The sequence below is a fragment of the Peribacillus simplex genome, from assembly GCF_900156045.1.
GTDB lineage: Bacteria > Bacillota > Bacilli > Bacillales > DSM-1321 > Peribacillus > Peribacillus simplex_D.
Window position 1 is genome coordinate 548,610 of sequence record NZ_FTMX01000002.1, and the last position, 24,799, is coordinate 573,408.

General features: G+C 38.9%; 30 protein-coding genes. 11 read left to right on the forward strand and 19 right to left on the reverse strand.

What is annotated here, in order from left to right; genetic code table 11:
- Positions 1–65: 65 nt before the first annotated feature.
- The gene (locus BW986_RS09225; protein ID WP_076367241.1) at positions 66–629 is read right to left on the reverse strand and encodes a competence protein ComK; all 564 of its coding nucleotides are present in this window, start codon (positions 627–629) and stop codon (positions 66–68) included.
- A gap of 313 nt (positions 630–942) precedes the next feature.
- On the opposite strand from BW986_RS09225, the gene BW986_RS09230 reads away from it, so the two are divergent.
- Positions 943–1,179 carry an IDEAL domain-containing protein gene (locus BW986_RS09230; protein WP_034314641.1) on the forward strand — a complete coding sequence of 79 codons (237 nt, stop codon included), beginning with the start codon at positions 943–945 and terminating at the stop codon, positions 1,177–1,179.
- A gap of 65 nt (positions 1,180–1,244) precedes the next feature.
- Here the strand turns inward: BW986_RS09230 and BW986_RS09235 are convergent, their stop codons facing one another.
- The 7 genes from BW986_RS09235 to BW986_RS09265 form a co-directional block, all read right to left on the reverse strand.
- Positions 1,245–2,054: a YitT family protein gene (locus tag BW986_RS09235; RefSeq protein WP_076367243.1), complete on the reverse strand. Its 810-nt coding sequence runs from the start codon at positions 2,052–2,054 to the stop codon at positions 1,245–1,247.
- A 149-nt stretch (positions 2,055–2,203) separates the two neighbouring features.
- A complete protein-coding gene (locus BW986_RS09240) occupies positions 2,204–3,469 on the reverse strand; it encodes a M48 family metallopeptidase (RefSeq protein WP_076367245.1) in 1,266 nt (421 codons plus the stop codon).
- A gap of 459 nt (positions 3,470–3,928) precedes the next feature.
- Positions 3,929–4,597 carry a LuxR C-terminal-related transcriptional regulator gene (locus BW986_RS09245; RefSeq protein ID WP_076367247.1) on the reverse strand — a complete coding sequence of 223 codons (669 nt, stop codon included), beginning with the start codon at positions 4,595–4,597 and terminating at the stop codon, positions 3,929–3,931.
- A gap of 178 nt (positions 4,598–4,775) precedes the next feature.
- Positions 4,776–5,303 carry an HD domain-containing protein gene (locus BW986_RS09250; RefSeq protein ID WP_034314654.1) on the reverse strand — a complete coding sequence of 176 codons (528 nt, stop codon included), beginning with the start codon at positions 5,301–5,303 and terminating at the stop codon, positions 4,776–4,778.
- Between the two features lie 175 nt (positions 5,304–5,478).
- The gene (locus tag BW986_RS09255) at positions 5,479–7,023 is read right to left on the reverse strand and encodes a fatty acid--CoA ligase family protein (protein WP_076367249.1); all 1,545 of its coding nucleotides are present in this window, start codon (positions 7,021–7,023) and stop codon (positions 5,479–5,481) included.
- Positions 7,024–7,202: 179 nt separating this feature from the next.
- Positions 7,203–8,192 carry a lipoate--protein ligase gene (locus tag BW986_RS09260; protein WP_076367251.1) on the reverse strand — a complete coding sequence of 330 codons (990 nt, stop codon included), beginning with the start codon at positions 8,190–8,192 and terminating at the stop codon, positions 7,203–7,205.
- 41 nt (positions 8,193–8,233) lie between these two features.
- Positions 8,234–8,968 carry an MBL fold metallo-hydrolase gene (locus BW986_RS09265; RefSeq protein WP_076367253.1) on the reverse strand — a complete coding sequence of 245 codons (735 nt, stop codon included), beginning with the start codon at positions 8,966–8,968 and terminating at the stop codon, positions 8,234–8,236.
- A gap of 173 nt (positions 8,969–9,141) precedes the next feature.
- On the opposite strand from BW986_RS09265, the gene yhfH reads away from it, so the two are divergent.
- The gene (gene yhfH, locus BW986_RS09270; protein WP_076367255.1) at positions 9,142–9,270 is read left to right on the forward strand and encodes a protein YhfH; all 129 of its coding nucleotides are present in this window, start codon (positions 9,142–9,144) and stop codon (positions 9,268–9,270) included.
- A 168-nt stretch (positions 9,271–9,438) separates the two neighbouring features.
- Here the strand turns inward: yhfH and BW986_RS09275 are convergent, their stop codons facing one another.
- From BW986_RS09275 to hemE, 3 genes are all read right to left on the reverse strand, one after another.
- A complete protein-coding gene (locus BW986_RS09275) occupies positions 9,439–10,014 on the reverse strand; it encodes a TetR/AcrR family transcriptional regulator (protein ID WP_076367257.1) in 576 nt (191 codons plus the stop codon).
- A gap of 280 nt (positions 10,015–10,294) precedes the next feature.
- Positions 10,295–11,230, reverse strand: coding sequence for a ferrochelatase (gene hemH, locus BW986_RS09280; protein WP_076367259.1), 936 nt, complete (start codon positions 11,228–11,230; stop codon positions 10,295–10,297).
- A 78-nt stretch (positions 11,231–11,308) separates the two neighbouring features.
- Positions 11,309–12,352: a uroporphyrinogen decarboxylase gene (hemE, locus tag BW986_RS09285; protein ID WP_076367261.1), complete on the reverse strand. Its 1,044-nt coding sequence runs from the start codon at positions 12,350–12,352 to the stop codon at positions 11,309–11,311.
- 272 nt (positions 12,353–12,624) lie between these two features.
- Here hemE and BW986_RS09290 point away from each other — a divergent pair, with 272 nt between their 5' ends.
- Positions 12,625–13,140: an antibiotic biosynthesis monooxygenase family protein gene (locus BW986_RS09290; protein ID WP_076367262.1), complete on the forward strand. Its 516-nt coding sequence runs from the start codon at positions 12,625–12,627 to the stop codon at positions 13,138–13,140.
- A 181-nt stretch (positions 13,141–13,321) separates the two neighbouring features.
- Here the strand turns inward: BW986_RS09290 and BW986_RS09295 are convergent, their stop codons facing one another.
- On the reverse strand, positions 13,322–13,945 hold the full coding sequence (locus BW986_RS09295) for a phosphatase PAP2 family protein (RefSeq protein ID WP_076367264.1): 624 nt from the start codon (positions 13,943–13,945) through the stop codon (positions 13,322–13,324).
- Positions 13,946–14,036: 91 nt separating this feature from the next.
- On the opposite strand from BW986_RS09295, the gene BW986_RS09300 reads away from it, so the two are divergent.
- Positions 14,037–15,248 (forward strand): M20 family metallopeptidase, encoded by a 1,212-nt coding sequence (locus tag BW986_RS09300; protein WP_076367266.1) that lies wholly within the window; start codon positions 14,037–14,039, stop codon positions 15,246–15,248.
- A 28-nt stretch (positions 15,249–15,276) separates the two neighbouring features.
- On the opposite strand, the gene BW986_RS09305 is transcribed toward BW986_RS09300, so the two are convergent.
- The 3 genes from BW986_RS09305 to BW986_RS09315 form a co-directional block, all read right to left on the reverse strand.
- On the reverse strand, positions 15,277–15,984 hold the full coding sequence (locus tag BW986_RS09305) for an EcsC family protein (protein ID WP_311316537.1): 708 nt from the start codon (positions 15,982–15,984) through the stop codon (positions 15,277–15,279).
- Between the two features lie 102 nt (positions 15,985–16,086).
- Entirely contained in the window at positions 16,087–17,295 is a 1,209-nt protein-coding gene (locus BW986_RS09310) for an ABC transporter permease (protein WP_076367268.1), read from the reverse strand.
- Positions 17,288–18,031, reverse strand: a complete 744-nt coding sequence (locus BW986_RS09315; protein WP_076367270.1) for an ABC transporter ATP-binding protein — start codon at positions 18,029–18,031, stop codon at positions 17,288–17,290. Before BW986_RS09315 ends, BW986_RS09310 begins: the two co-directional genes overlap by 8 nt.
- Positions 18,032–18,689: 658 nt before the next feature.
- On the opposite strand from BW986_RS09315, the gene BW986_RS09320 reads away from it, so the two are divergent.
- From BW986_RS09320 to BW986_RS09330, 3 genes are all read left to right on the forward strand, one after another.
- Positions 18,690–19,112, forward strand: a complete 423-nt coding sequence (locus tag BW986_RS09320; protein WP_076367272.1) for an HIT family protein — start codon at positions 18,690–18,692, stop codon at positions 19,110–19,112.
- Positions 19,113–19,383: 271 nt separating this feature from the next.
- Positions 19,384–20,487, forward strand: coding sequence for a 3-phosphoserine/phosphohydroxythreonine transaminase (gene serC / locus BW986_RS09325; RefSeq protein ID WP_076367274.1), 1,104 nt, complete (start codon positions 19,384–19,386; stop codon positions 20,485–20,487).
- Between the two features lie 126 nt (positions 20,488–20,613).
- Entirely contained in the window at positions 20,614–21,132 is a 519-nt protein-coding gene (locus BW986_RS09330) for a tryptophan transporter (RefSeq protein ID WP_076367276.1), read from the forward strand.
- Positions 21,133–21,230: 98 nt separating this feature from the next.
- On the opposite strand, the gene BW986_RS31400 is transcribed toward BW986_RS09330, so the two are convergent.
- Complete coding sequence (locus BW986_RS31400; protein ID WP_076367278.1) at positions 21,231–21,410, reverse strand: membrane protein YhzF; 180 nt, start codon at positions 21,408–21,410, stop codon at positions 21,231–21,233.
- A 317-nt stretch (positions 21,411–21,727) separates the two neighbouring features.
- On the opposite strand from BW986_RS31400, the gene BW986_RS09340 reads away from it, so the two are divergent.
- Both BW986_RS09340 and BW986_RS09345 read left to right on the forward strand, forming a co-directional pair.
- Entirely contained in the window at positions 21,728–22,090 is a 363-nt protein-coding gene (locus BW986_RS09340; RefSeq protein ID WP_076367280.1) for a YtxH domain-containing protein, read from the forward strand.
- A gap of 189 nt (positions 22,091–22,279) precedes the next feature.
- Positions 22,280–22,858 (forward strand): HTH-type transcriptional regulator Hpr, encoded by a 579-nt coding sequence (locus BW986_RS09345; RefSeq protein WP_076367282.1) that lies wholly within the window; start codon positions 22,280–22,282, stop codon positions 22,856–22,858.
- A 2-nt stretch (positions 22,859–22,860) separates the two neighbouring features.
- Here the strand turns inward: BW986_RS09345 and BW986_RS09350 are convergent, their stop codons facing one another.
- Positions 22,861–23,187, reverse strand: coding sequence for a DUF1878 family protein (locus BW986_RS09350; RefSeq protein WP_076367284.1), 327 nt, complete (start codon positions 23,185–23,187; stop codon positions 22,861–22,863).
- A 396-nt stretch (positions 23,188–23,583) separates the two neighbouring features.
- Here BW986_RS09350 and BW986_RS31205 point away from each other — a divergent pair, with 396 nt between their 5' ends.
- Positions 23,584–23,970: a DUF3267 domain-containing protein gene (locus BW986_RS31205; RefSeq protein WP_397222057.1), complete on the forward strand. Its 387-nt coding sequence runs from the start codon at positions 23,584–23,586 to the stop codon at positions 23,968–23,970.
- 108 nt (positions 23,971–24,078) lie between these two features.
- Positions 24,079–24,261 (forward strand): hypothetical protein, encoded by a 183-nt coding sequence (locus BW986_RS30630; protein WP_057912502.1) that lies wholly within the window; start codon positions 24,079–24,081, stop codon positions 24,259–24,261.
- Positions 24,262–24,372: 111 nt separating this feature from the next.
- Here BW986_RS30630 and BW986_RS09365 read toward each other — a convergent pair whose 3' ends face one another.
- Together BW986_RS09365 and BW986_RS09370 are read right to left on the reverse strand one after the other, a co-directional pair.
- The gene (locus BW986_RS09365; RefSeq protein ID WP_076367288.1) at positions 24,373–24,456 is read right to left on the reverse strand and encodes a YjcZ family sporulation protein; all 84 of its coding nucleotides are present in this window, start codon (positions 24,454–24,456) and stop codon (positions 24,373–24,375) included.
- 183 nt (positions 24,457–24,639) lie between these two features.
- A complete protein-coding gene (locus tag BW986_RS09370) occupies positions 24,640–24,723 on the reverse strand; it encodes a YjcZ family sporulation protein (protein WP_076367290.1) in 84 nt (27 codons plus the stop codon).
- Positions 24,724–24,799 lie beyond the last annotated feature (76 nt).

The window sequence follows — 24,799 nt, forward strand, 5'->3', positions numbered from 1 at the left end:
AAGAAGGGCTTGCTTCAATTTTGAATGAATCGCGTTTGCATTCTTCTATGATTATCCCTGCCCCCCTAACGCGGTATATACTTTGACATTACTTCTGAAGCCTTTGCCCCATTTACATCGGAAAACAAATAGAAGGATTTCCTCTTTGTCTCCTCAATCCTCTGGATCAATTTCGTTTTTAAAAAAGATGTCCGGTGTAGCTGGTTTTCGAAAGAACTGCATGATACTGCTATATCGATGGTTTGTCTATTCCTGAATGTGATGGTTGTATGTTTGGGATCCAGGCGATCATAGGATGCCACATGCTCATGTGATAGCCAGATGCATTGAGGACGCAACGGAGAAGTAGTCGGAAAGAAGAAAATCGAACTGGTCGGATCGATCGCGATCGGTGCTTTATGTGTGATGTTTATGAGCTGTTTCGTGCCTTGCTTGCGTCCTTCATAACTTGATCCGAAGAACTCACAACTTTTCTTTATTATTTCCATGGGTTTAAAAGGGGAGATGAACTCGTCCTCCATTTCAACGATTCGGGAATATATTTTACTGCCGTAATTGATTGGCGAAACCATTAGTGTATGTGGCGTGATTTCATATTCCTCGATGATTCCTTGATTGTTTTCCTTCATTTTTAATCCACCTCTTCCTCATTGCTAAACACCGCTTACCGAAACTTATACTCTTGATTGCTTGTACCCTTCCATTACCCATTATCCAAGAAGAGTGAAGGGGGCTAGTAAATGTATGTTAAATTCCTCACTATAATAGCACAATCTTTATATATAAAAAGGGAGTTCACAAAAAATTAAGAATTCCTTTATATAGTGGCTTTTTCGTCATCTAAACGACACATTCTCTATTAATATTTAAATTTTTTAAATTTTCAGTTGATTTTATCCGCTTAAATCCATATAATAATAAAAAGGGTCAGGGGTGGTAACTTTGAAAAATGAAAAATCTTATTCAGAGTCAGTGAAGTCCTTATCAATGAGCGAAATGAAAAACGATGCCGTGGTTCAGGAAATGTTAATTGATATGATTATTCAGGAAGCCGTCCTTACTACCAAAAAGAATATCCTTGCAAAACAGATCGATGAAGCCTTGGATATGAAAAACAAACCTTTATTCTTAAAACTAAGTTCTGAAATGAACGTTTTACTAAAACAGTTTGGTAATTAAATGAATGAATAAAAAAGCCTAATGATCAAAAAAGCCTCCCATATGGGAGGCTTTTCTAATTATCATCACTCTTTATGAAACATACCCATGACCTCGGAGGTTTCGGTTATATTGACAAAAGCATTCGGATCCACTTCTTTTATCATCGTTTTTACATCGGTTAACTGATAACGAGTAATGACTGTCATCATTACTTTACTCTTTTCTCCTGAATATGCACCTTCACCATCCATGACTGTAATTCCACGATAAAGGTTGGTGAGGAGCTTGGTTTTCATTTCGTCACTCTTTTTGGTAACGATCATCAAAGTTAATTTAATGTGATTGGAATGGATCGTATCGATCACCTTTCCTGCTGCATAAATGGAAATCAGCGTATATAATGCGGCATCCCAACCAAAGATGAAGCCTGAGATAACCACCACAACTGCATTCATCACCGAAAGCAATGTACCAAGTGGAAAATCGCTCTTCTTAGCCAATAGCATGGCAATGATATCAAAACCGCCAGAAGAACCTGAAGCACGAAAGATAATGCCTATACCGAATCCCGATATGATTCCGCCAAATAAAGAAGACAAAATCGGATCAGTGGATATTCCGTGAACTGGAATGAGGTATAAACTGACGGATATCACGACAACTGATAATATCGTATAGGTGATAAAGCGTCTCCCTAATTTCAAGTAACCAAGAATCAGCAATGGGAGGTTCAACAGAAAATTCAATATCCCTGTGTTGACCGGGGTGATGATTCCGAACATAATCGCAAGTCCACTAAGTCCGCTGCTTAAAATTAAATGAGGTATCAAAAATAAGTTATAGGCTACTGCTACAAGCACTGAGCCCATAGTGATCAAAAGTACATTATACATATCCGATCTCCTTAAAACGAACTGGGAATTTAATTTATTATAGTAGAGAACCTAAGGTTTTTAAAAATAATAGTTTTTTCTGAAAACAACTTACAAACTTACACTTTTCCGATATAGAAGAAAAAAGCCAGCTGGTTTTCAGCTGGCTTTCAATCACCCTTTGTATCTGTATTTTCAACCGTTGAAATCCGCTCGAGCATGGTTGGATGGGAATACCGCAGCCACTTAACCAGGAATGGTGGATTGACTTGACTCAAACCCGATCTCGTTAGTTCCTGGAACGTCGTGATTGCTGATTCTTTATCCCTGGTCATTTCAATGGCATAACGGTCAGCCCTTGTCTCTTGATATCTGGAAACATAATTGGACAGCGGACTCGAAGCAAAGAGCAGCACAGACGTTATCAAGAGAAATAACGGAAGAGAAGAAATGCTGTCAATAGAACGAACCTTTAATAGATGGCCCCAGCGTCTAATGATAAAATTCATGATTTTCGAGGTCAGCCACAAACCTATTAAAGTCAGTCCTAAATAACCTGCAATCCCTATATAAATATGCTTTTCCACATAATGAGCCATTTCATGTGCCATGATAAAAAGGATCTCATCTTCCTTCAGTTTGTTCAGGGTCGTATCCCAAAGGACTATTCTTGAGTTGGAGCCTATGCCGGTCACGTATGCATTCAAGGCATTTGTCTTTTCCGCCATATTTACTTCATACACATGTTCAGCAGGAATTTCAGCCTGTGAGGCAAGTGCCAATATTTCCGTTTCCAGCTCTTTATTTTTGAGCGGATAGAACTCATTATATAGCGGATCAATCAATACAGGCTGTACAAACATCAGGAACAAGGAAAATGGAATGGACAACATCCAAGCATAGAGCCACCACTTCTTCGCACTTTTCTTCATTAACCAATACAAAACGGACACGATGATAAACATCATCCCGAAATTCACCCAGAATTCGATGACTCCATCCTTCATCCACGAGGTGAAACTTTGTGTACTTATATGGTAACTCCTACTCATCCGATATCCAATGAAACTGATCGGAAACAGTGCCAGGTAAGAAATAACGGAAAGCCAGAATAAGTAAATGCCCGTTCTGATCGCTTTCCATTTCGAGACTGCCATTGACGACTTTTCAAATGCTTTTGAAAAACCAAATAATAAAATGAAGAAATACAACAGCCATTCATATGGCGTGGATACGAAAAAAATAAAATTTCGCAGTCCTGAATACTCTTCGCTAAGCTTTAGTTCCCTTGCATTCAGGAATGTTGCAGGATCTGCTGCAGTTCCACGCAAAGCTTCGGGAATCGAGGTATCAGCTCCATAAAAAATATACCAATACATCGCCGCTGCATAAAGGATATATAACAGAATCGCTCTTCCAGCCCATTTTCTAACCATGATGCCCCTCCTTAAACGAATCTCCCTCTTAATAGTTTAATCCAAAATGGACAGGTTAGAACCGCATTTCCCTTCTATATTATTTATTCCTTTCAATCTTCATCATTTTTTTATTTGGCTGTTTTCGCATACTTTGTTGCTATTTACCAAGTAAAGCGGTGTGGTTGATTTCCCCTCCAGATGCTCGCTTTCCGCGGGGCGGGCGGTGCTCCCGCAGGAGTTTCGCACTTCCGCTCCAATCAACCTTAAATCGTTTCGTTTTAAAAACAACAATCTTTACGAAAAGAGCCTTTTATTTTTACGCAGAGATATAAAAAAAACGGAGGGCTGGGAGGTTTAAGCAACGACGAATTTATCCCTTTGCTGCCACCTAATTACTTTGATGTAATTCGTTCATCAATTTTTTTGGATTGTGAACTCGATACAAAAGCCGACTAACGGAACGGCGGGCAAGAGTAGTCATCCCTTCATCCCGCTTTTTTGAAATCTATACAAAAGTGCCATAAGCTCCGGTCGATTATTAACATTCAGTTTTCTGTAAATACGGCTTATATAGTTTTTTACCGTGCCGATGGATAAAAAAAGTTTTTTTGAGATTTGCTGATTTGTTTCACCTTGGGTCAGCAGGATAAGCAGTTCATACTCGCGTTTAGAAAAGGCCCCCAATTTTTCGATTGCCTTATCCAAAGTTACTGGCGATCTTTCACCATCCTGCTGCAGCTTCTTCATTAAAAATGATTTAAATGAGGCAGGATAAACTATCTGACCGTTGGCACATTGACGGATTGCCGACAGCACATGTTTCCTTCCGCCATCCTGTAACACATAACCTGCTGCACCATGGCATATCGCTTCGATAAGATAATGATCTTCTGAATAGGCAGTAAAAATGAGGAAAGGAGTGGATGGATATATTACCTTTAGGATTGGCATGACTTCCTGTCCATACTTTCCTGATGACCGGGCATCAATAAGAATGACATCTGGCATGACTGAAGATGTGTGATTAAAATCAAGAGGGTCCATTTCATTTCCAGTCACCCCTATGACCTTAATGTCTTCTTCTTTTTCGATGAATTCCTCATATCCTCCCTGATCACCATATATCAATAGCCTAATCGATTTCATAACATCACCTGTTACTTTCATTATTTGTTATTAATCCGATAATTTTTTATAATTGCCCGCCGCGAATAGTTCTATTGGTCTATACTTTACATCATTAATTCACCTGATAACAAATTTAAACTGTAAAATGTTTAAAAAGTGTTCCTCCTGACAGTAAAAGGCTATCACCCCTTTACCTTCAGGATGATAGCCTTTTTCTTTGTTCCTCATCTATGAGCGTATCAAGTTTCATGATGCTCTCCTTTGCCCGGGGAAAATCAATTTTGCGATAATGGTGTTTTCCACCTTCTTCTTCATCTTTTTCGTCAGCCCATTTGACGACTTGCTGAAGCGGTGTACGAATAATATCATTTGAAGGTAAGAACGAATCGGTGTGAAATAAAATGGCGAGGGAAATGGTCTTTGCCTTTATCGGGTTTTCTCCCAAGCGGATTAACAGTTTATGTGCTCGTTCTGCACCTTTGATGGGATGAATATCATTTTGTTTATACAGATCATAATCCCATTTACCATTGCGATACCAGGTGAAATGACCCATATCATGCAAAAGTCCAGCTTTAGCAGCAATATCAGGGTCGACATTATATTCGTTTGCTAAGTGAAACGCATGGTATGCTACCGCAATCGCATGTGCCAGACCTGAACGGTTCAAGTATTTTTGAGCAATGGGATGTGTAAAAATATCCAAAAGCTTTACATCTCTCATCTAACCCCTCCTTACAATTATGTGGAAATTTTTAATGACAATCATAACTCTTTTCGAAACAAGAATCAAGGTTTTAAGATGCTCCAATATATTTTATGCAGCCTGATACACTTTGGTTGTACAAAAAAAGGATCATGCCGGTTATAGGCAATGATCCCTGATGATCAATGAATATTCAGTTTTGCAGTACATGATTTTTCAAGGAGCGACGTAATATTTTACCAGTCGCGTTTTTAGGAAGTTCATCCAAAAACTCGATTTTTGCCGGTACCTTATATTTGGCCAAGTGTTCCATACAATAAGCAAGCAGTTCTTCCTCCGTCAATGCATTGTTTTTCTTTACCACAAAGCATTTAACCACTTCCCCTTGATTGGGATCGGGAACGCCTATGGCTGCTGCCTCAACTACTTCAGGATGGGCATACAGAATCTCCTCCACTTCACGTGGATAGACATTATAACCACCAACGATGATAAGCTCCTTTTTACGATCTACAATGAAAAAATAGCCTTCATCATCCATCCTCGCTAAATCGCCTGTATATAACCAGCCATTTTTCAAGGCAACGGCTGATTCTTCAGGCATTTTATAATAACCCTTCATTACATTCGGACCTCTGACAACCAACTCTCCTACCTCATTGATCGGCACTTCTTCTCCAAGCTCATTGACCACTTTGTTTTCCACCCTAAGGATGGAGGTTCCGATGGATCCCGACTTTCTTGGACGATCCAAAGGATTGAAGCAGGTAACAGGGGATGCCTCGGATAAGCCATATCCTTCTGAAACCCTGACATTAAATTTTCGCTCGAATGATTCAAGCAGGGACACTGGCATGGCGGATCCGCCCGATATGCATATCCGCAACGACTTCAAAACATCTTCTTTCGCCTCTGGGTATTGGAAAAGAAAGTTATACATCGTAGGCACTCCAGCAAAAACGGTTGCTTCATATTTTTTGATTTGCCTGAATATTTCCTTTGGACTGAATTGCGGGACAATTAAAAGCGTACCTCCGCTTATCAATGGGGCATTCACAACGACCGTTAAACTGAAAACATGGAACATTGGCAATGTCGTAATAACACGGTCACTTTCCGAGATTTTTAAATATTCACCAATATCATGTGCATTGGAAAATATATTGGTATGTGTGAGCATGGCCCCCTTTGGTTTCCCCGTTGTTCCGGAAGTATAGAGTATGATTGCCGTATCCTCAGAATCCAGTTCTGGACCTTTAAAGCAGTCATCCCCCGATTCGATCATTTTTGTAAACGATTTCATTTTTGGGTAGATGTTAAATTCGCTAATATCCCCATTATCCTGCTGCGTTTCACAAATTACATATTTTTCTACGCTTGAGAGAATCGGGTTCATTTTCTCTAGTAAGGGTAAAAGCTTATCTAATGCCACAACAACCTTTACATCGCCATTATTCAGGATATAACCAATCTCGTCAGGTGTGTAAATTGGATTGACGGGAATTACGGTCGCCCCTGCTCGCATAGCCCCATACAACGAAATGATGAAATGTGGAGAGTTGCCTAATAACAGCGCAATGTTATCACCTTTTGAAACACCAAGCCTATGTAATTCGTCTGCGAACTTCGTAACGGCTTTATCCAATTCCCCATATGAAGTGGATTGATCCATAAAGTAATATGCTGGCTTATCCGCCTTTTTTAAAGCCATTTGATGAAGCTGTTCAGATAAATTCATCTTTCTCCCTCCCCTGCAAATAGCATGAATGAATAGTCATTCATTTTTATGGTGAACTAAATACATTTTTATTATATTAAAAGAAAGCTATTACAGCAACAATTTTATCCATATTCAAGCAATTACTGTCATTATTAGGCACAAAAGCCGTACTATTAAGTCGGGACGGCTTTTGTGGCTTAATATATTAGTGCCAATATTTCTTCTTTCGTTACATTGCCAAAATAATGACGAACATCGATCTCATCTAGTACCCTGCTGATTGCTTCCTTTTCATAACGTATTCCAGTAAGCTTTTGTTCAATATCCGCAACCTCTCCGACCCCGAAGAAATCACCATAGATTTTACAATTTTCAATGATTCCCCTGTTCACTTCAAGGCGGATATCAACAGACCCCACAGGGAATCTATGTGAGTTTTGCAAGTTGAATTTAGGCGATTTTCCGTAATTCCATTCCCAGCTTTGATACCTTTCTTCAGAGATTTTGTGAATTTTCTCCCAATCCGTCTCCGTTAAAACGTACTCTGTAACCTTTCCGCTATCTTTGAAAATATTTTGCAGAAGGAATGAACGGAACTCTTCAACAGACATCGGTTCTTTTAAGAAATCAGCGATATTACCGACACGGCTTCTTATTGATTTTATCCCTTTGGACTCGATTTTATCTTTTTTCACTTTTAAAGCGGATACAATGTGATCCATTTCTGATTGAAACAGCAATGTCCCATGACTGAACATTCTGCCCTTCGTTGAAAACATCGCGTTTCCCGAGATTTTCTTTCCTTCAGCCAGAATATCGTTACGACCGCTCAATTCTGCATGTATTCCAAGTTTCTCAAGCGTTTCCACGACAGGCTGGGTGAATTTTTTGAAATTGTGGAAACTATCCCCATCGTCCCTCGTAATGAAACTGAAATTGAGATTCCCCAGGTCATGATAAACCGCTCCCCCCCCGGAAAGGCGGCGAACAACTGTAATGCCATTTCCATCTACATAATCGGCATTGATTTCTTCAATCGTATTTTGATTTCTTCCTATGATGATTGAAGGACGATTAATGTAAAATAGAAGGTAGGTTTCATCTATATTTAAATGTTTAAGCGCATATTCTTCTATGGCCAGGTTAATTCTTGGATCTATAATTCCCTTATTATCAATAAAAAGCACAGTTGTTCCTCCTTGTAGATTTCATATCACTGTTGTTTCATTTATAGTTGGAATTCGAGATTGGTTTTTGCTACAGCTATTTCCCTTTTGAATACCTCGGATGCTTCTTCTTTCAGTTGTTCTAGATTCCCATAATGAGGGAGATGAGTTAACAGCAAAAGCTGGACGTCAGCCTTTTCCGCTAGCATGCCCGCTTCTCTTGCTGTCATATGCCCCGCCTTTGAACCATCCATATCACTGTAAAAGTTACTTTCACATAGTAAAACATTTGCGTCTTTAGCGAAATCTGCAAGCTCATCCATATATGAACTATCCCCTGTGTAAACTATCGAATGATTTTCAGCTTCAATCCTCATTGCAAAACAAGGGACTGGATGGTTTGTTTTCATGAACGTAAATTTACACGGTCCAATGGTTAAGGGTTGATCAGCAGTGTAGGCTATCCCCTCTGTCACGTCTTTATAAGTTAACTTACCAAACTCGACTTCGTCCAAATCATGACCATAAATAGGAATCGTCCTTTTTTCGCTGCTCAATATCTGCTGTATGAACGCAGCGTGCTGCAGGACACCAATATCCGCTACATGATCCGGATGATAGTGGGATAATACAACTGCACCAAGATCCTCCGGCTTCATATGGTTTTGCAGCTGTGATAGAACACCGCTGCCACAATCAAGCAGAATGCGAAAATCTTCATATTCAAGCAAATAGCCGGAACTTGCCTCATTTTTAGCTGGATAACCGCCCCAGCAGCCAATTACGGTGATTTTCATGCTTAGGCACTCCTTTTTTCTCTCAATGACTTCCCCATTAATATAAACTATTCTTGCCCTTATTTCACCTTTTTTACTTATGTTATAAAACATTCATTGACATCACAAATCTGTTATAATACAATAAAACCATAGAAAAGAGAATAATAAAATAAATTCAGGAGATGATGTTCATGATTCAAAGTAGCGTTGAGTTCTTTAAAAACCTGCCTCCGAAACAATGCATGGAATGCGGAAAAAAAATCGAAGAACAGCACGAATGTTATGGAAACCACTGTGATCATTGCCTTTCTGGAGAGTAGTATTCTTGTGTTCCACCATCCGCTTCCCAAATAGCAGGATGAATTTATATAAGATTCAGTTTCGCAGCTGAAAAACGTCCCCAATAAAAAGAAGAGATACCGCTCATCGGTATCTCTTCTTTTTATTGTTATTGGAATTCATTGCTTTTCAGCAAAAAAATAGAATTATCACTTTACGGATAATCCTTTGAACAGATATATTTTAAATAGTTCAGCAATTTCCTCTTTCTCTAATGGGGCATGGTTCCTTTCCCAATCAAAAATCAGGGCAAGGTACATCTTTAGCATCAGGAAAGCTGTTATCTCTGGATCGCAAGGCTGTATATAGCCCTTATCAATCGCTATTTTTAGTTTTTCCTTAATGTAGGATACAATGGCTTCTTCCATTTCATTAACCATTTCCTGAACGGCCGGCGTACCAATTTCCCGCTCTTCCTGAAGAAGTTTTAAAGATAATTGATGTTCCTGCCTGAACTCCAGAATTCGATAAACGGCCCGATGCAGATTTTCAAAAAAGGAGAGTTGATCATCCAAAGATTGTTCCGCCTCATATTTCATTTCCTCTATCATCCGCTGAACGATTTCTTTAAACAGTTCTTCTTTATTTTTATAAAAGGTATAAATGGTCCCTTTTCCCACATTGGCAATTTTAGCGACTTGATCCATCGTCGTTGCCTTATATCCAAAAAGTGAAAACGACTTGGTCGCGGCTTCCAAAATCAATTTTTTACGATCAACAGACATTTCCCACCTCAATCCTGACCAAACGGACAAAATAGTCATTATGTTCAACGATATCATACCAAAAATATTCAGTCTTTTCAATTAAATTTTTAATTTTTTAGAGAAACAATGGCCATCCTCATTAATGGACAGCCACTTTTTCAAAAGGATATTTATTTAAATCACTCATGTAAAGTAAAAAACGCATCGCTTTTCCAGGTGTATGGCATCTATCAACTTCATACGAAAATATGTAGAGCACATTGTAAGCATGGTTAAACCAATTTCCTCTATTGAATGATCACTTTTCCTGTAATTTGTTTAAAATGATTGTGGCCAAAGCATCGATGAATTCAGGTTTAACATTCGGCATATCCGGTCTATAGTAACCTGCACCAATCTCTTCCGTCACAACCTTACATTCATAATCGTTATCATAAAGGACTTCAAGGTGCTCGGCAACAAAGCCAACAGGAATATAAATGAAAGCTTTATAACCTTTTGTTTGATGAAGATCTCTGGTTAAATCCTGTACATCAGGTCCCAACCATGGTTCAGGTGTTTGTCCTGCGCTTTGCCAGCCTACTGCATAATTGGTAACACCTGCTCCTTCAGCAATCATGTCTGCCGTTTCTTTCAGTTGATTTGGATACGGATCTCCTGATTGCAGGATTTTTTCAGGGAGGCTATGTGCCGACACAATCAAAGCGAAGTTATCGCGTTCTTCCGAGGTCATTTTCCCGATTACTTCTATTACTTGGTCTACCCAATATTGAATGAATTTCGGCTCATCATACCAGCTTTCAACGGAAGTAATGGTCAGGTCCCCCAATTTAGCGGCTTCATCCTGGGCGCGTCCATTATAAGACTTCACGCTGAATGTTGAAAAATGCGGTGCCAATACTATACTGACCGCTTCTTTGATTCCATCTTCATGCATTTGTTTCACTGCGTCTTCAACAAAAGGTTCAATATGTTTCAGTCCAAGATATGCCTTGAATTCAACTTCTTCCTGAACGGAATTCAATTTCTTTTCAAGGGCTTCAGCTTGTCCTTCCGTTATTTTTGCAAGCGGGGATAATCCACCGATCGCTTCATATCTGCCTTTTAGGTCGGCAATCAATTCATCGCTTGGCCGTCTCCCATGACGAATATGTGTATAATATCTTTCAATATCCTCTTCCGTGTATGGAGTACCATAAGCCATGACTAAAAGGCCCATTTTTTTTCTTGACATGAAATTACACCTCATTTAAAGATTTCGTTCTTTTATTGTGCATCCAATTAAGTAGTTTTAGCAAATGGTTCGCTCACCTTACTTCATTTTTGATGAATATTCATGAATGAAAGCGGTCAGCCTCTTCAGTGTTTCCGGATTTACGGAAGGGAAAACCCCATGTCCCAGATTAAAGATGTATCCATCCCGTTCCATGCCCTGATCCAGGATTCTTCTCGTCCGTTCTTCTATAACATCCCATGATGATAATAGAAGGGCAGGATCAAGATTACCTTGTACCGTTTTCTGTATTCCCATTTGTCTTGCTTCTGTAATTGGCAATCTCCAATCGAGCCCGACTACATCAATCGGAAGATCATTCCACTCAAGTGCCAAGTGACTTGCGCCGACCCCGAACATGATTAGCGGTACATTTTCTTCACGCAATGAAGAAAAGATACGGGTCATGATCGGCTTGATGAACACACGGTAATCTTCAACGTTCAAAGCACCTACCCATGAATCAAAGATTTGGATGGCACTGACGCCGGCTTTAATTTGTGACTTGACATATACGATGATCATATCCGCCAGCTTATCCATTAATGCAAACCAGGCCTTTGGCTCGGAATACATGAAAGCTTTCGTTTTATTGTAGTTTTTGGATGGGCCACCTTCAATCATGTATGACGCAATGGTGAAAGGTGCACCGGAGAAACCGATCAAAGGAACGGACAATTGCTCCGTGGTCAATAATTTAATCGTGTCCAACACATATGGGATATCTTTCTCTGGATTCAATTCACCTAATTTTTCAACATCTGTCACCGATTGGATCGGATTGGATATGACTGGACCGATTCCGGACTTAATCTCAACATCCACACCAATGGCTGGGAGCGGTGTCATTATATCTTTATATAAAATCGCAGCGTCTACGTCATATTGCTCAACTGGCAATCTAGTCACATAAGCGCATAATTCCGGCTGATGAGTGATCTCAAAAAGGGAGTACTTCTCTTTCAATTTACGGTATTCCGGCTGTGAACGGCCTGCCTGACGCATATACCAAACAGGCACATGATCCGTTTTCTCTCCTCTTGCAGCTTTTAAAAATGTATCATTCGTAATTTCCTTAGACATTAATATCCACCTTTCAAGCAATCACGTTTCGATTTTTATTCATTACCTACATAGAATATCAGAAGGATGTTGAATTTCAAATCGATTCTCCTTAAACTATAGCTTTTTCTATAATAGAAGTATAGCCAACCTATTTATTTGTCAGAAAATCGACTTTTTTATAAGTATCTTACCCGGTATCAAAGACTATTGGTTAGATTGGAAATGGTAAAAGCACTATTCATTGGGTAAAATGGGTATACAGGTACTATATAGATATTGGAGGGGAAATTATGAATGTATTCATCACATCAGGCAGTTTCAATTTTTTGAAAAGCAAAAAAGATAAGCATCCGAATGAAAATATATTACTTATGCAAAATCCTGACACTACAGTACTTTTACATGAAACAGCAGGAAAAACGCTCTTCAGCTCTCCTCGTAAGTATGAAGTAGTTGATGGAAAAGGAAACCTTCAGGATCATGGGTATGTAGTCATGAACAATATACCCGTCAGTGAAGAAGGAAGGCCGGTATTCGAACATCGTTTTAAAAACAGGGCAGGATTCATTGAGAATGAGCCAGGTTTCGTCGCACTTCGTGTACTGCGGCCAATCAACTCTGACACTTATGTAATCTTGACGATTTGGGAGAAACAAACCGATTTCCTGAACTGGAAGAAATCCAGTTCCTTTCAGAAAGCGCATAACAGCGACTCCAAAGCTCCCATTACGAATTCCAGCCAGAAGATGTTTTCAGGTGAAGCCTATGTAACGCAGTATACTTTGGTGAAGGATTCAGAAGAATAATCCATTCTTGCTCAATAAAAGGCCCATTCCTCAAGGATGGGCCTTTTTGAATTCATAGTAATACAGAGCGTTATTTGGGACGGCCCAAAAATGATATAAACCTATAACAATCCGACAAATTCCTTCTTTATTTCCGGGGAAATGCAACGGGTATTTACAATTATTTTATCTGAATCTTTTTTCAAAGTACTTTAGGTCCGAGGAATTTATACAATTTAAACAAGGTTAAAATATATGCCGCTCCTAATGCAAAACCTGCCAAGATATCAGTTGGAAAATGGACTTTCATAGCGATCCTGCTGACCCCGATTAGCAGAACCAGACAAACGAAACCGATTCCCACTGCCCATTTCAAAGAGTTTCCTTTAATTTCTTTCATGATTAAATAAGCAACCATACTGAAGAAAATAAGGCCCACCATTGCGTGGCCACTTGGAAAACTGAAGCCAGCAGCCTCCATCAAATGATTTTCAGGGCGCACTCTTTTAATATGATTTTTTATCCACCCATTTAATACATCCCCCCCGGCCATACCGATAGAGAAGATGGCCATGGTCCAATAATCCTTCTTTATTATCCACAAATATAGAACACATAATAAGCTTCCAAAACCAATGAACTTGGATTTTCCAAGATAGGTAATGGACTTGAAGAAAGTGAACGAAAAGGTATTCTCACCTACGGAAAAAAGTTTCGCAATATATGAATCGAACGCTAAAGGCCTCCCACTCTGGACTTCTTGCATCAAAAAAAAGAATAGCAACAAGCAAATGAAACCAATAGCAACCCAGGAATATTTAATCATAATATAGATCTCCTCAAGGTATTTATTCACTTTGGATTATTCAGAATATGATATACTATTTACAATTAACCCAATCATTAGGAGGCGCAAAATGATACAGCGATTACACGATCTTCTAGAAGGTTCATATGAAGAAATGGTTTCCATCAGACGTTATCTTCATCAACATCCCGAGCTTTCTTTTCAAGAAACCCAAACGGCGGCATTCATCGCTGGGTATTATGAAAAACTAGGAATCGAACATCGGACGAATGTAGGCGGTAATGGTGTTATTGCCAAGATCACAGGCAATAAGCCTGGTAAAACCGTAGCTTTGCGCGCTGATTTCGACGCTTTACCCATTCAGGATGAAAAAGAAGTTCCCTATAAATCTTCCGTACCCGGGGTTATGCATGCGTGTGGACACGATGGCCATACAGCGACACTCCTTGTCCTTGCAAAAAATCTGAATGATCTGAAGGATGAGCTCGAAGGTGAATATATATTTATCCATCAGCATGCGGAAGAATATGCTCCAGGAGGTGCCAAACCGATGATTGAGGCTGGCTGCCTTGATGGGGTGGATGTAATTTTCGGTACCCATTTATGGGCTACGGTCCCTACCGGAACAGTCCAATACGCTTATGGACCCCTGATGGCAGCTGCTGACCGTTTTGAAATCACCATTCAAGGGCAGGGCGGACATGGAGCCCAGCCGCATAAGACCCGTGATGCAATTGTTGTCGGCTCCCAGCTAGTCATGGCCCTACAGCAAATCGTAAGCCGCCGCCTTAACCCAATAGATTCTGCAGTCATTACCGTCGGTTCCTTTGTAGCGGATAATGCCTTTAACGTCATTGCAGATAAGGCTAGAATAATCGGGACCGTCCGCACTTTCAAGGATGATGTCCGTTCATTCATAAGCGAAGAAATGGAGCGGGTTGTTAAAGGTACCTGCATAGCTGCGGACTGCACTTATGAATATCAATACTTTCAGGGTTATCCAGCTGTTATTCCACATGTTGAAGAAACCAAATTCCTCATCGAAAGCACTGAATACGTCAAGGAAGTTTTGAATACAGAGGAAATTGACCCGGATATGACAGGTGAAGATTTTTCTTATTATTTACAAAATGTGAAAGGTACATTCTTCTTTACAGGGGCCAAGCCAAAAAATGAACATACATATCCGCATCATCATCCTTTGTTTGACATCGATGAAAAAGCGATGCTCATTGCAGCCAAAATATTAGGCACTGCAGCTATAACCTATCACAATAAGAAACAATCATCGCAAAAAGTGAATGAATCTTTATTACGGTAATGATAAAGGGACGGGTTTTCCCCGTCCCTTACTCTTTTAGAAGTCTGATTCGGTAACAATTGACAGCCGTCTCCCCAAGTTGTTCCAACAAATGATGGTTGGCATATGCACCGACAGCTGCCCCAAGCCCTGGAACTAGCTGGAACATTTTGATGATATCGATGTGATCGCGATATTCCTGCTGAAATTCTTGCCAGTCTATTTCCGGCCATGTCCCTGAATCCCATTCTTCTATGACCCGTAATGTTTCCAGTTTTTTTTCCTCGCTTGAAAATGCCATCTGAAAGATATGGAGTATGAACAGGCGTTCCTCATATTTATTTGGATCAAAACCATATATACGGGATATTTCGAATAATAGCTTCATCTTGATGCTAAGCAGTAATGGGAAATCAGCCAATCCAATTAAAAGCCCTGCCGCTCCGGTTCCCACACCTTCTATAACGGCCGTTTTCCGATGGGCCGTTACAGTTTCCGCAACCCATTCTTCTTTTTGCTGCAAGGATAAAAGCACTACATTTTTTTCTTTAGACATATATTTCGAACCTGATAATACGGCCTCTATCATCCCTTTAATACTATCAGTAATCATTTTGTGCACTCGGTCAGGAATATAACTATTCATTTTGATTTGCGCCTTTTTGGACATCCGCTCAAGCCTGCCGGATTTCTTGGCTACTTTCTTTTTCCATGATACCAGTTCCGATAATGCCTTTTGTCCATATTCATCCATCATTTAACACCTCCGTTAAATATGTATATACCCCCTATAAGGCTTTTAGTTTCAATTTTCATTTCTTAAAAGAAAAAGCTGATTTTATGAAAAATCAGCTTCTGATTAAAAGTTTTTAATTTTCTTTGCTGCATAAATTTTAAAACCGAGCAAGAAAACAAGCCCCATTGCCAAGGCGGCTAAAGCGGACATCCATTCCCCTTTCACTAGCAGGACCAAACCGAAGACAAGGTCCTCAAACAATAAGAAATAGGAAATTAGCTTTATGACTGCAGATTCTCTCATTTTTGCTGGCAATGGATACAATGAGACCCATACCTTCCATTCATGAGCCTTCCAAACAGGCAGCAGTTGCAGGGCTGTCATGAATAGGAACATGAAGGTTACAATCAAATGTGCCCATATGTTAGTGAATACACTTAAAATCACTGACCCAATGATAGTCAAGCGAAAACAAAGTCCCACATAATCATTCGATCTCAACAGGGTACGGGCGTAAAGATAGGTATACGTTGATTTTCCACCATAAGGTATGAATGATAATAGCCAGTCCATCCATTTCCTTCTTGCTACCTTCCCTTTCAAATGGGGAACATCAGTAAACATGTTCGCTATTCTATAAAAAGAATTCATCCTCTTATTTTCCAGTTCCACCAGCCGTTCCCACTTAAGAACAAACCCTTTAGTTGCGCTTCGGTAATACATGTAAAGTCCTAACAATAATAAAAATGTTATAAGTGCAAACAGTATATTTGCCCTTGAACAGATGAAATAAAGAATCACTCCATTAAGTAAAAAGCGGATGAGAGAGTCCCAATGGCTCACTGATGTATCCTGATATTTCAACACCTGCCAGCGCATGGTCAAATTCAAGAACTTCAAAATAAGCAAAACGACCAGGATCATTCCAAGGTCCGTACCTCCTGCACCCGTAACCTTCGAATACATCGGTATAGATGCAACGAGGACAACCAGAAGAATAAATCCCTGCATGACCCAACTTAATATCAGTGAATTCTTGAAATAGCTTCTCAACTTCGTTTCAAGCGGAAGCAGGAATACCGTATCAGGTTCTTTCAAAAAAGTATTTATCGGGCTTCTGGTCACAATGATCGATAAAACAAAGGCCATGATCAATTCAGCAGGGAAATCATTGTCTAACGTCTTCACCCAATCACTGTAATAATAGGCCAAACCACCAAGAACCAATACCATGACAAAAACAAGATGGCCATTAAAAATATAGCGCAGATATCTTTGCGTTTCATTTATATAGCCTAAATATCTTTCCTTCCAGAGATTTTGACTATTCATGACCGATTTCTTCTTTCGTCAATTGAATATATAAATCGTCAAGAGTTGCCCCCGGCATGGAAAATTGTTCCCTAAGCTGCTCAAGGTCGCCTTTTGCCCGGATCTCTCCATTATGCAGTATGATGAAAGAATCACAATACCTCTCGGCTGTCGCCAGTATGTGTGTAGACATTAAAATTCCCGCTCCGCTTTCTTTCATTTTCCTCATCAAATCGAGCAGGGATTGAATGCCTAATGGATCAAGACCTACGAAGGGTTCGTCGACGATATATAAAGACGGCTGTACTAAAAAGGCGCACATTATCATGACCTTTTGCTTCATTCCTTTTGAGAAATGGGCCGGAAACCATTTAAGCCTTTTTTCCATATGGAATTCCTTTAATAGAACGTCCATCCTTTCTTTATACGTGGCTTCCGCCAAACCATGTGCCATGGCCGTAAGCTTTAAATGCTCCTCAAGTGTAAGCTCATCATACAAGATTGGCGTTTCTGGAACATAAGTGAATTGTTTACGATATGTATCCGGGTCCTGGGCAAGAGTTTTACCATGAATCGAGACGCTTCCGCCTTTCGGCTCCATGAGTCCGATGATATGTTTAATCGTCGTACTTTTCCCAGCCCCATTGAGCCCAATTAACCCCACTAGCTCATTTGGTTGAATGTCAAAACTTATTCCCTTTAAAACGGGCGTTTTCGTATATCCGCCCACTAATTGCTTTATTTCCAATAAGGACATATAAACGATCCTTTCTATATAGAGGTTCTTATTTCCATTTTATCAAATTCTCCTGCTTTTATATAGTCGAGTGTCCCCTGAACTAAATTTCCATAAATAACTAATTATATTTTCCCTGCTTAGTGGTCATCATAAATAAGGAAGAAGGGGTTAGTCATTACGTGTGATTCACATCATATAGTAAATGAGGTGTCAGTTAAAGACGTATTACACTGAAATACCCAAATGTTTTATTACAAATGATTCACATCATATTGTAAATGAGGTGTCAGTTAAAGACGTATAACTGAATTAAACCAGAAGCTTCATTAAAAAAATCGTTTCGAGCAAGGAGATGGTTCTCTTGCACGTAAAAGCAGAAAAATCATTCAATAATTATCAATTATGCTTTGAAAGTTGATGAAACTTTAAAGATATAGGAGATGGTTGCTTTGAATGGAAAATCTCTAATCAGATAATAACCATACTTTACTAAAACGTAGATGAGGTGTTTGTCGCAGAGAATTTATGCTAATGCGAATTTTGAAGCAAAACCCCCTTTTTCAACAGGCAGGGTGCAACTTATGTTGCATCCTGTTTTTATGATTTTTCCTTTTCTCAAGGATTCAAGCTATGGTACGATTAACCAAATACATTAACATCTAAAGGGGCGTTTTTAATGAGTGATTGCATTTTTTGTAAAATAATCAATGGGGAAATCCCAAGTTCCAAAGTTTTCGAAAATGAACATGTATTGGCCTTTCTCGATATCAGTCAAGTAACAAAAGGACATACGCTGGTAATACCTAAAGTACATAAGGAAAATCTTTATGAGTTGACACCCGAGATTGCCAAGAACCTTTTTGAAGTGGTGCCGGAAATTGCCCGCGCCATGAAACAGGAATTCCAACCTGTAGGCCTGAACCTTTTAAATAATAATGGCGAAGCCGCAGGACAGTCCGTTTTCCATTTTCATATGCATTTAATTCCTCGGCATGGTGAAGGGGACGGCTTTGGGGCTGTTTGGAAAACGAATACCAGCGACTATACACCAGATGACCTGAAACAAATCGCAGACTCCATTGCACAGCATTTAAAATGAGACCGTGATGGCCTATGAAGGTTTCTTTTTCCTCTCGTTATATCTTTTTAAAAGAATCGGCAATTGAACGTTAGCTCACGTTGGTTGCATGAAAAAACAATGATTCCGATTTGGTCCTCACTCAAAGTGAAGGACCTTTTTGCATTGGCCCATCATTAATACGAATTGTCACCTAAAATTCTAAATTTTCCTCCTATTGAATTTAGTTTTCTGGTAGGATATATAAATAGTCTCAAATACTTTATCGCATAGTCGCATAGGAGGAAAAAAATTGAAACGTGCACGCAATTTTAACGCTGGGCCAGCCGCCCTTCCATTAGAAGTTTTACAAAGAGCCCAAAACGAATGGTTGAATATTGAGGATTCCGGTATGTCGGTCATGGAATTAAGCCATAGAAGTTCGGAATTCGAAAAGATTCATAACCATGCCATTCAATCATTAAAAGACCTCTTGGAAATTCCTGAAAATTATGAAGTTCTCCTGCTTCAAGGAGGAGCAAGCCTACAATTTTCCATGATTCCCATGAACATTTTGAATGATGGGAAAAGGGCAGATTATGTCCTAACTGGATCTTGGTCGGAAAAGGCTTTAAAAGAGGCCAAAAAGGTTGGTGAAACGGCTGTTGTCGCTTCATCCAAAGATGAAAAATATACGTTCATCCCTAAAGTCGAAGACATCCAATTGAATGATGATGCTGCATATCTTCATATCACAAGCAATAATACGATTTACGGAACGCAATGGAAGGACTTCCCGGAAACAGGTAGCATTCCTTTAGTAGCTGATATGTCAAGTGATATTCTCAGTAAAAAGATTGATGTTAGTAAATTCGGCATCATCTATGCAGGTGCACAAAAGAATCTGGGTCCATCGGGAATCACGGTCGTTATCATCCGTAAAGATTTAATTACGGATAATGACAAAATCCCATCCATGATGAACTATTCTATCTATTCTAAAAATAACTCTTTATACAACACTCCTCCGACATTGGCCATTTACTTATTGTCCCTTGTGTTGGATTGGGCAAAAGATCAGGGCGGCGTGGAAAAGATTGCTGAAGCCAATGAAGAAAAGGCAAAAGTCATTTATGATGCCATCGACGGCAGCGATGGTTTTTATAAAGGCCATGCCCTGCCGGACAGCCGTTCATTAATGAATGTGACGTTCACGCTTCCGTCCGAAGAAGCTGAAGTACAATTCCTTAAAGAGGCAAAGCAAGCCGGATTCGTAGGACTGAACGGTCACCGTTCCATCGGTGGCTGCAGAGCATCCATCTATAATGCTGTCCCTCTATCCCATTGCCAGGACCTTGCGGATTTCATGAAGAAATTCCAGGAATCGTATAAAGCGAAGGAAGCTCAAATCCTTTAATTCAAACAAATATCACTTCTAAAAAAATAGGTCTTATGATATACTATTTTAAACTTCTTGCAACAGGCAATAGTGCATTGTTGAAGAAAAGATGTTAGTTGAGATGAGAATAGGAGAGATGAGTAAATGAAAACGAAAACCCTTGTGTCACTGTCCCTATTAATCGGAATTGGGGCTGCCCTGCATTTTATCGTACCTGGATTCTTCCTTGGAATGAAACCGGATATGATGCTGTTGATGATGTTTTTGGCGATTACCCTGTTTCCTGCGAAGAAGAATGTTTTCATTGTCGCCCTGGCTGCTGGAGCCATCTCTGCCATGACAACTACATTTCCTGGTGGACAGATTCCAAATATCATAGACAAATTGGCAACAGCCTTTCTGTTTTACCTTTTATTCATCAGTCTTAAGAAGTTTTCAACGTCCGTTGTCACCGTTAGTATCTTGACTGCCGTAGGAACAATGATTTCCGGCGCTGTCTTCCTTGGTTCGGCTTATTATATCGTTTCCCTTCCAGGGCCTTTCGTTGCACTTTTCGGCGCTGTTGTACTTCCTGCCGTACTGTTAAATACAGTTGCGATGGTCATCATTTATCCAATTGTGAACGGCATCGTAAGAAAATCAAATATACCCATTAATGCTTAAGCAGCAGGAACATCATACCTAAAAAAGCACCGGAATATCCGGTGCTTTTTTTCCAATCTTATGAATCTGGAAGTCTAGTCAGAATCATCCTTCGTCAGTCATTGAATCAATATCCACATAAACCAAATGAAAAGCAGTAAAACCCCGGGGAGGCCCATAGCGAAGGCTCTGGCCTGGAGCACCCTCTTAGGCGGATAGATGCCAGGATTTTTAGCTTGCCTTAGAAAATACCCCATTCCGCACACGCATACCAGACCTAATAAAAAAATGATTTTCATTCTTTACCCACCAGTGCCATCCATGTTCCGACAGCTCGTTTTTATTATCTATATGCTGCTCTTCCCTTTATATGAAGCATTATTAATAAAGCTTCAAGTTATTTTTAAATATTATATATTTACTCTCTAAGTTTAAAAAAATATTTTTGTGATATAAAGATAAAATGGTCGATTCTCTTCCATAAGGATGAAAATTATGGTATTTTGATATCAATAGTATTTCTCTCCCTATTTATCATAATTTCCAATTGATGCTTTTTTCAGCAGGGATTCAGACCATGGAAAGCGAAAACATATTATAAAATGAGGTGATCCTAATGAAAGCAAAATCATTACTAATTGGCTTTTTGACCGGAACAGTAGTAGCTGGTGCGGCAACCTTACTTTCAACACCAAGTTCAGGTAAAGACCTACGGAACCGCATCAAAACGAATACCGAAGAAATTAAGAATACTATTGATGAGTTAAAGGTAAAAATGCTAAATATTAAAGATGACACGATGGAAGCTTCACAAATCAGCAAAGAAACGGTAAAAACGTTCATTTCGGATGTTCAGGTCGTCATCGAAAGCTGGAAGCGGGAAATCGAACCCAATAAAAATGAATTATTGAAGAACGTTCAAGAAATTGAAAATTCATTGAAAGAATTGGAAGCGGCCACCCCTTCTTCTAAAAATTAATAGCTGACATCGTCACACAAACTTGATTCTCCATTTTTCCCAATAAATTACATGATTTATTGGAGAAGAATGGAGAATTCATTAAAAAACTAAAATTTTCTAAAAATTTTGCAAATATTTTTCTTTATTAATTTTTATTTTATTGTCATAATAAATATATAGAATCTTATAAGTAGGTGAGCCCATAATATGCAGAATAAAAATTATTCTATGAAAGAAGCAATGATTTTTAGTCAACGAATTGCACAATTAAGCAAAGCATTATGGAAATCGATTGAAAAAGATTGGCAGCAATGGATCAAGCCCTATGATTTAAATATCAATGAGCATCATATTCTTTGGATTGCCTACCATCTTAATGGCTCTTCCATTTCTGATGTTGCAAAATTTGGGGTCATGCATGTTTCTACGGCATTTAACTTTTCAAAAAAATTAGAGGAACGCGGATACTTAACATTTTCCAAAAAAGAAAATGACAAAAGGAATACGTATATAGAGATCACAGAGGAAGGTGAAAAAATTCTTCTTGATTTAATGGAGACATACGACCCAAGCAAGAACTCTGCTTTCTCAGGTGCACTTCCACTGCGTGAGCTTTATGGCAAGTTTCCGGATATGATAGAAATGATGGCCATCATCCGTAATATCTACGGTGAAGATTTCATGCAAATCTTTGAACGATCCTTTGATAACATTGATCAGGAGTTTACTGACGTGGAGGGTAAAATCACAAAAAAAAAGATAGAGAAAGAAACTGAGCCAGTTTAATCTCAGACTCTATCCATTTCCTTCATGAATGATACATATAAACCTTGTGAGAGGCATGCATCAATGCATTCCTTTATGGTTATTTTTGGATTGATTTTTCTTTCAAATTGATTAAAAAGCGGTCGAAAGTTCATATACCCTTCCGCTTTTTCTATTTCATAGCGTTTGCTCAAGATATCACATGTTTCCAATAATTCTTCCGCTTCCTTCTTCGTGAAATTTTTTTCCACAAATAGATAGTCCAACTTGGCCTCCGGATTGCGTATCAGGTTTAATAAAAGCCGTTGATGAAAACGGAGTATTTCTATTTCTTCATTTATATTTTTCATACATCAATTATCCCCAATCGATCATTCAATTTATCATAAAAGGCATATAACCAATTTTTGATTTTTCACGCTAAGTAATCCGTCAGATCCCTGGTTCAGAACCTGGCCTTAAACGCGCCTAGCTCGCCTACACTCCATCGTGATTTTATCTTAAAGTTAATCCAAGAATTTCATTGCTTTTTCCACCCATTCATCGTAATGTATGTAAGTATATTAAAACAGCTTTGGAGGGCTGATTTCGAAATGAATTCGTGGAAAACAATTGACGTGGCAAAACAATATGGCAGTTGCCGTCTGATCTTTTTTTCAGTTTTTACTATATTGTTGTCTTTTGTTCTGATCTATACATTATTAAGTGTCCTTTTAACGCATGTTATTTTGTATGGCGATCAAACAATGGTATTTTTTAGCCTATTGCTCTTATTATATCCTGTTCACAAACTATTACACTATTTACCTTTACGATTATTATGTAAAAAAGTAAAAACTTCTTGGTCCTTGAAGTGGAACCTTGTGCTTACATGCAGAGTCAATGTACATGTTCCGATTCGAAAGCACCTTTATCTTTTGACCCTTGTGTTGCCTTTCGTCATTATGTCTGGCATATTGATTGGTTGTGCCCTTAGTTTTCCACATTACATTCATTATTTCACTATTTTATTATCCCTGCACACCGGATTATGCGTATCGGATTTTATTTATATAAAAAACCTGATTGGTTCCCCAAGGCATTCTTTTATCGAGGAACATCTCGAAGGATACGATATACTTATTCAAAAGTGATTTCTTATTCATTCATAATGATGTCCAATAAGATTTTTAGGTATCTTTTTTCATTATAATTTGGTATCGTATTTATACATGATGTTTTGCAAGGAGGGATTTTAGGTTTTGATCTCATTCTGGTTTATTATTGTTGCTATTTTGATCCTTTATAATATTAATAGAATGACTAACTCTTTATGCATTCAAAAGGAAATTGCTGAAGACCGGCAGCCTAAAGTATTCAGGACCATTAATGTATTAATTACTATTATGTTATTATCCTCCTATATTGAAATTTTGTATACGTAGAGATGAGCAACAAATGATGGCCATCATTTGTTACATACATTGGTGATACCCGGGGCATTATCCACATAAAGAAAAAGGGCGAAGCAGCAGCTTCGCCTTTTGTTTATGAGCTTAGCACCAAGAAGCTCCAATGATGATTAACAGGATGAAAAGAACGACAATTAGAGCAAAGCCTCCACCTATTCCTCCAGACATTGATCTTCCTCCTTTCCATTCTTAAGTAATTGTAATTTCATGCACACCCTTAAATCCGCCAAAAGGAATCCATTCCTTTCTAGGCTTGATATTCACTTCGTCTTTTTGTTGAGCGGCTACCCTATCCTATTCAACTCCATGACAAAAGGAGTGGGCTCTTTCCATTATTAATTTTGCAGCCGATTAGAAACAGGCTGATCCTACAATTATTAATAATATGAATAACACCACTAACAAGGCGAAACCTCCGTTAAATCCATTACTCATTTTCCTACCCCCTTTTGTTGTCCTCGATTTATCATATGTAATGGTTTATTATCTGGGTAGGCGTACACCCATTTTT

Excerpts from the sequence above, each read along its gene's own strand:
- BW986_RS09275 (WP_076367257.1), bottom strand. The coding sequence starts at position 10,014 with ATGTCTGTTGATCGTAAAAAATTGATTTTGGAAGCCGCGACCAAGTCG.
- BW986_RS09250 (WP_034314654.1), bottom strand. The coding sequence starts at position 5,303 with ATGAGAGATGTAAAGCTTTTGGATATTTTTACACATCCCATTGCTCAA.
- BW986_RS09255 (WP_076367249.1), bottom strand. The coding sequence starts at position 7,023 with ATGAATTTATCTGAACAGCTTCATCAAATGGCTTTAAAAAAGGCGGAT.
- BW986_RS09320 (WP_076367272.1), top strand. The coding sequence starts at position 18,690 with ATGAGTGATTGCATTTTTTGTAAAATAATCAATGGGGAAATCCCAAGT.
- BW986_RS09330 (WP_076367276.1), top strand. The coding sequence starts at position 20,614 with ATGAAAACGAAAACCCTTGTGTCACTGTCCCTATTAATCGGAATTGGG.
- hemH (WP_076367259.1), bottom strand. The coding sequence starts at position 11,230 with ATGTCAAGAAAAAAAATGGGCCTTTTAGTCATGGCTTATGGTACTCCA.
- BW986_RS09300 (WP_076367266.1), top strand. The coding sequence starts at position 14,037 with ATGATACAGCGATTACACGATCTTCTAGAAGGTTCATATGAAGAAATG.
- BW986_RS09240 (WP_076367245.1), bottom strand. The coding sequence starts at position 3,469 with ATGGTTAGAAAATGGGCTGGAAGAGCGATTCTGTTATATATCCTTTAT.
- BW986_RS09290 (WP_076367262.1), top strand. The coding sequence starts at position 12,625 with ATGAATGTATTCATCACATCAGGCAGTTTCAATTTTTTGAAAAGCAAA.
- BW986_RS09235 (WP_076367243.1), bottom strand. The coding sequence starts at position 2,054 with ATGTATAATGTACTTTTGATCACTATGGGCTCAGTGCTTGTAGCAGTA.
- BW986_RS09265 (WP_076367253.1), bottom strand. The coding sequence starts at position 8,968 with ATGAAAATCACCGTAATTGGCTGCTGGGGCGGTTATCCAGCTAAAAAT.
- BW986_RS09365 (WP_076367288.1), bottom strand. The coding sequence starts at position 24,456 with ATGTCTGGAGGAATAGGTGGAGGCTTTGCTCTAATTGTCGTTCTTTTC.
- BW986_RS09340 (WP_076367280.1), top strand. The coding sequence starts at position 21,728 with ATGAAAGCAAAATCATTACTAATTGGCTTTTTGACCGGAACAGTAGTA.
- hemE (WP_076367261.1), bottom strand. The coding sequence starts at position 12,352 with ATGTCTAAGGAAATTACGAATGATACATTTTTAAAAGCTGCAAGAGGA.
- BW986_RS09245 (WP_076367247.1), bottom strand. The coding sequence starts at position 4,597 with ATGAAATCGATTAGGCTATTGATATATGGTGATCAGGGAGGATATGAG.
- BW986_RS09370 (WP_076367290.1), bottom strand. The coding sequence starts at position 24,723 with ATGAGTAATGGATTTAACGGAGGTTTCGCCTTGTTAGTGGTGTTATTC.
- yhfH (WP_076367255.1), top strand. The coding sequence starts at position 9,142 with ATGATTCAAAGTAGCGTTGAGTTCTTTAAAAACCTGCCTCCGAAACAA.
- BW986_RS09310 (WP_076367268.1), bottom strand. The coding sequence starts at position 17,295 with ATGAATAGTCAAAATCTCTGGAAGGAAAGATATTTAGGCTATATAAAT.
- BW986_RS09315 (WP_076367270.1), bottom strand. The coding sequence starts at position 18,031 with ATGTCCTTATTGGAAATAAAGCAATTAGTGGGCGGATATACGAAAACG.
- BW986_RS09345 (WP_076367282.1), top strand. The coding sequence starts at position 22,280 with ATGCAGAATAAAAATTATTCTATGAAAGAAGCAATGATTTTTAGTCAA.
- BW986_RS09225 (WP_076367241.1), bottom strand. The coding sequence starts at position 629 with ATGAAGGAAAACAATCAAGGAATCATCGAGGAATATGAAATCACGCCA.
- BW986_RS31400 (WP_076367278.1), bottom strand. The coding sequence starts at position 21,410 with ATGAAAATCATTTTTTTATTAGGTCTGGTATGCGTGTGCGGAATGGGG.
- BW986_RS09295 (WP_076367264.1), bottom strand. The coding sequence starts at position 13,945 with ATGATTAAATATTCCTGGGTTGCTATTGGTTTCATTTGCTTGTTGCTA.
- BW986_RS09305 (WP_311316537.1), bottom strand. The coding sequence starts at position 15,984 with ATGATGGATGAATATGGACAAAAGGCATTATCGGAACTGGTATCATGG.
- BW986_RS31205 (WP_397222057.1), top strand. The coding sequence starts at position 23,584 with ATGGTATTTTTTAGCCTATTGCTCTTATTATATCCTGTTCACAAACTA.
- BW986_RS09350 (WP_076367284.1), bottom strand. The coding sequence starts at position 23,187 with ATGAAAAATATAAATGAAGAAATAGAAATACTCCGTTTTCATCAACGG.